Here is a 4,152-nt window from a genome sequence, read left to right as displayed (position 1 = left end):
ACTGCAGGGGGGACCCTGTGGGAGAGTAGGACGCCGCCGAACAATTATTGTGAATGAACCCCCATCCGGTTTCCGGATGGGGGTTCTTCGCGTTTGTGGCTTCGCATCCCTGGGATCGGACGACCTATTCGTCAGCCTCGGTCTCGGATTCGGACTTGGGATCGGATTCGGCTTGCGGCCGCTGGGCCTGCGCTGGCTGCTGGGCCGGCTGCTGGGCACCGGGCCGAGGAGCCTGGGGCGCCTGCGACGCCTGAGCAGCCACCTCGGCGGGAGCGGCGGGAGCGGCCGGATCGGCGGGACTGGCCTGAGCGTCCGGAGGTTCCGCCGTGCCCCAGGCCGGCCGGCTGAGCCACTTGTCCGCGCTGTTGGTGAGGCGGGCGACGCCCGTGCCGTCCGGCCGCATGCTGTAGAGGTCGGCGCCGGAACCCGCGGGGGCCTGGGCGAAGACGATGGACTTGCCGTCGGGCGAGTAGGCGGCCGTGCCGTAGAAGGCGTCCGAGGGCGCGGGGGTGAGGGCGCCGATGGCGCTGCCGTCGGGGTGGACGGTGTAGATGCCGCCGCCGGCGGCGTTGTCAGGGCCGGCCGGGTAGGTGGTGAAGAGGATCTCGGTGCCGTCGGGTGACCAGTTCGCGCGGTCGCCGGCGCGCAGCTCCCAGGGGGTGAGCTGGCGCACCCCGGTGCCGTCCGCGCTGACGACGTAGATGGCGCGGCTGTTGGCGGGCTGTCCGGTCGCGCTGGTGCGGTACTCGAAGGTGAGCTGCTTCCCGTCGGGGGACCAGCTGGGGTTGCTGACCGCGCCGGAGTAGGCCTTGTCGTTGGTGAGGAAGGTGAGCCGTTGGACGTCGGTGCCCCCGGGGCTCATCAGGTAGAGGTCCGAGTACTGGATCTGGTGGTTGCCGGACGGGTCCAGGGCGCCCCAGGAGCGGCTGAAGGCGACCTGCTTGCCGTCCGGTGAGAAGGCTGGGGCGCGTTCGTCCTCGTTCGCGCAGTCGGTGGTGCCGCCGTCGCAGAGCCGGTCGACCTGGTGCTCGGTGCCACCGGCGGTGGACACGGTCCACAGCCGGGCGTTGCCGGTCTGCGGGTCGGTGCGGTCGAAGGCGATGGTGGAGCCGTCGGGGGACCAGTCCGGGCGGTCGTCGCGGGCCCGGGCCGGTGGCTGGGTGACCTGGTGCTGGCCGGTGCCGTCGGGGAGGAGGGTGACGATCGCGCTGGTCGTGCGGGAGGGGTCGGTGTAGGCGCGGCTGACGATCAGGCCGTTGTGTGCGGTGGCCGCGGGGGCTCCGGCGGCCGCGCCGACCACTCCGGGAGCGGCGGACGTCGGCTCGGGGGTGGTGGCGGGGCTGTCCGGCCGGATCTCCGAGAGGGGGATCTCTCCGGGTTCGGCTCCGCAGCCGGTGAGCAGGGCGCCGAGAAGGAGGAGGCCCGCACCGGCGTTCGTGCGGGTGCGGGCCCTGCCCTTGGGTGACTGTCGTGTGCCGGTGATCCGTGCCATCTCCGCCTCCGAGCCTTTCGACCGCTCCGACGTGTGGCCCCCGTCGAGGATTCAGGACGAAGGCCCCTGAAAGGAGCTGTCACTGTGTCAGAAGGGAGGCACCGGCGACGGGGCGACACGCGACGCGGCGTGCTCACTCGATCGCACGGAGTAGGTGCGGAAAGCAGAGGAAGCAGGTATGGCGGAGCGGGGGGTCAGCCCCGGGCGGCGCGGCGCTCGGCCTTGGCGAGGGCCTCCGCCTCGTCCTCGGCCTCAGCGACCTCCAGGGTGGGGGCGGTGCCGCCGAGCTGGGCGGGCAGCCACCAGGTGTCGTCCGGGCCGGAGGGCTTGCCGGGGTACTCGCTCTGGGCCCGGTCGAGCATCTCGGTCATGGCGGCGCGCAGTCGCCGGGTGACCATCACGGGCTTGTCGTCCGGTCCGAGGTGAATCGGTTCGCCGATCATGATGGTGACCGGGACGTGCCGCTTGGTGAGGGTCTTCGGGCGGCCCTTGGTCCAGAGCTGCTGGGTGCCCCAGAGCACGACGGGCAGCAGCGGGGTGCCGGAGTCGGCGGCCATCCGGGCGGCGCCGGTCTTGAACTTCTTCAGCATGAACGAGCGGCTGATGGTCGCCTCGGGAAACACTCCGACCACCTCGCCGGCCTTGAGGGCGCGCACGGCGGCCTCGTAGGCGGGCTGGCCGTCGGTGCGGTCCACCGGGATGTGCTTCATGCCGCGCATCAACGGACCCGAGATCCGGTGCTTGAAGACGTCGTCCTTGGCCATGAAGCGGGTCTTGCGCTTGCCGCCGCGGTACGCGCCGAGGCCCGCGAAGAGGAAGTCCAGGTAGCTGATGTGATTGCTGACCAGCACCGCTCCCCCCTTGGCGGGGATGTGTTCGGCGCCGATGATCTCGATCCGCACGTCGAGCGCGCGGAAGGCGGTGAGTGCGGCGCCGATCACCGGCGGGTACACGAACTCTGCCACGGTCAGTCCTGACTTCCACGGGCCGGAGCCCGGTTCGGCGGGTACCCGCGCCGTTGCGCGGGCGGTGCCGACCGGAGCACGGCACTCCGCGGCGGTCACGGGTGAATACACGGAGATGATCCCCCGAACGAGTGCCTGCTGTCACCTGAGCCGTGCGGTCAAGCGATTTTTGCCGGTGTGATCTCCGTGATGAGTTCGGATGGGAACTTTTCCGTTCCCCGCGACAAGCGGGCCCCGGGCCGTGGGCACGCGGCGGATGCGCGGCGGGTGTGCGGGTCGGCGGGTCAGGTGCCGGTGGTGAGGCGGCCCTGGGCGCGCCGGACCACGGGGTAGACCTCGCAGCCCACGCAGTAGCCGAACGCCGCGTTGGCGAAGGCGGCGGTGAACGCGGTCAGACCGGACAGCAGGCCGAGCCAGGTCACGCCGCTGTAGTAGCCGAGGGCGCCGACCGCGGTGAACACCATGCAGATGCCCTGGTCGAAGCGGAGGGTCCGTTCGTCGGCGGTCGCCGCGGGCGGCGCGAGCCAGGGGAGGACGAGGGCCTGGAACAGCCGGACGTACGGGGCCAGTCGCAGACCGCCGAGCGCGCCGAGTGCGAAGACCAGCGCCTGGGCGGCCAGCAGGGGGCGGTTGCCGGCGTGGAGGGCGAGGAGCAGGACGACCGAGCTGAGGGCGGCGGCCAGGCGGGGGCCGCGGGGGTCGGTCTGCAACGGGGCCTCCGGGGGTCGCGACGGGCGGCGGCAGCGGTGGGGCTTCAGCGCCTTCGGCGGACGGTGGCCCGGGCCGGGCCGATGGCTCGGCGGGAGGCCGGCAGCGGTGTCCGGCGAGGGTCGGAGTCCATCGGCCGATCGTACGTGGCCGGGTCCCGGCGGTCGACCGGCTTTCGGCATCGGCAGGGGCTGCCACAGACTGGGGGATGCCCGAGCCGGTGGCGCGCGTCGTCCCGCCCGGGGCCGGGCCGGGGTGGTCCGGGCGGAGAGCGGCGGGAGGCGGAGAGTGAGCACCGAGGACGGGGCAGTGCGGCTGTCGGAGGCGGAACTGGGCGGGGCGCTCGGTGCGCGGGCGACGCTGGTGCAGTTCTCGACGGCCTTCTGCCAGCCGTGTCGGGCCACCCGGCGGGTGCTCTCCGAGGTGGCCGGGATGGTCGACGGGGTCGAGCACGTCGAGGTGGACGCCGAGGAGCGGCTGGAGCTGGTCCGCCGACTGGAGGTCCGGCGGACGCCGACCGTCCTGGTGCTGGACGCGGATGGCCGGGTGGTGCGGCGGGCGGCGGGTCAGCCGCGCACGGTGGACGTGATCGCGGCGCTGGGCCACGCGATGTGAGGTGTCCGGCCGCCCGCGTTCCGCCGACTGTTCCGTCCTTGTTCCGCCCCGGCGGGTGGAGCCGGCCCCCGGCTGGGGCAGGATGGGCGCAGGTGGGGGGAGCAGCCCCGCGGCATAAGCTACTGGCCAGTAGTGACCACTGCGCTACCGGCGAGTATGCTGCCAGGAAGTTCCGGACCGGCACGGGAACCCGCTGCCCGGGGCGGGTGCGAGCCGTTTTCGCGCCCGCTCGCACCGCCGCAGCCGCCGGACGAGACCAGTACAGGAGACAAGGCCGTGAGCTTGAGGATCGTTGTCTGTGTGAAGTACGTGCCGGACGCGACGGGTGACCGTCGTTTCGCGGACGACCACACCACCGACCGGGAGGGTGTG

General features: G+C 72.6%; 4 protein-coding genes and 1 pseudogene. 2 read left to right on the top strand and 3 right to left on the bottom strand.

Translation table 11 applies throughout. From position 1 onward, the window contains the following. Window positions 1-124: 124 nt before the first annotated feature. The 3 genes from ACFRAR_RS38335 to ACFRAR_RS38325 all read right to left on the bottom strand — a co-directional run bounded on the left by ACFRAR_RS38335 (window position 125) and on the right by ACFRAR_RS38325 (window position 3,167). Complete coding sequence (locus ACFRAR_RS38335) at window positions 125-1,492, bottom strand: TolB family protein (protein WP_380705025.1); 1,368 nt, start codon at window positions 1,490-1,492, stop codon at window positions 125-127. A 194-nt stretch (window positions 1,493-1,686) separates the two neighbouring features. Then, window positions 1,687-2,457, bottom strand: coding sequence for a lysophospholipid acyltransferase family protein (locus ACFRAR_RS38330; protein ID WP_380705023.1), 771 nt, complete (start codon window positions 2,455-2,457; stop codon window positions 1,687-1,689). Between the two features lie 284 nt (window positions 2,458-2,741). Further along, on the bottom strand, window positions 2,742-3,167 hold the full coding sequence (locus ACFRAR_RS38325; protein ID WP_380705021.1) for a DUF4395 domain-containing protein: 426 nt from the start codon (window positions 3,165-3,167) through the stop codon (window positions 2,742-2,744). 253 nt (window positions 3,168-3,420) lie between these two features. Between ACFRAR_RS38325 and ACFRAR_RS38320 the strand changes: the two genes are divergently transcribed. Both ACFRAR_RS38320 and ACFRAR_RS38315 read left to right on the top strand, forming a co-directional pair. Next, window positions 3,421-3,780 carry a thioredoxin family protein gene (locus ACFRAR_RS38320; RefSeq protein ID WP_380705019.1) on the top strand — a complete coding sequence of 120 codons (360 nt, stop codon included), beginning with the start codon at window positions 3,421-3,423 and terminating at the stop codon, window positions 3,778-3,780. Window positions 3,781-4,056: 276 nt separating this feature from the next. Continuing rightward, a pseudogene (locus ACFRAR_RS38315) lies at window positions 4,057-4,152 on the top strand (electron transfer flavoprotein subunit beta); the annotation flags it as partial.

The sequence above is a fragment of the Kitasatospora sp. NPDC056651 genome (assembly GCF_042792155.1).
In the GTDB taxonomy this organism is placed as follows: domain Bacteria; phylum Actinomycetota; class Actinomycetes; order Streptomycetales; family Streptomycetaceae; genus Kitasatospora.
This window is presented reverse-complemented; position numbering and strand designations above follow the sequence as displayed.

What these genes read in the sequence shown, in the direction of transcription:
- ACFRAR_RS38335 (WP_380705025.1), bottom strand. Translation starts at nt 1,492, where the DNA reads ATGGCACGGATCACCGGCACACGACAGTCACCCAAGGGCAGGGCCCGC.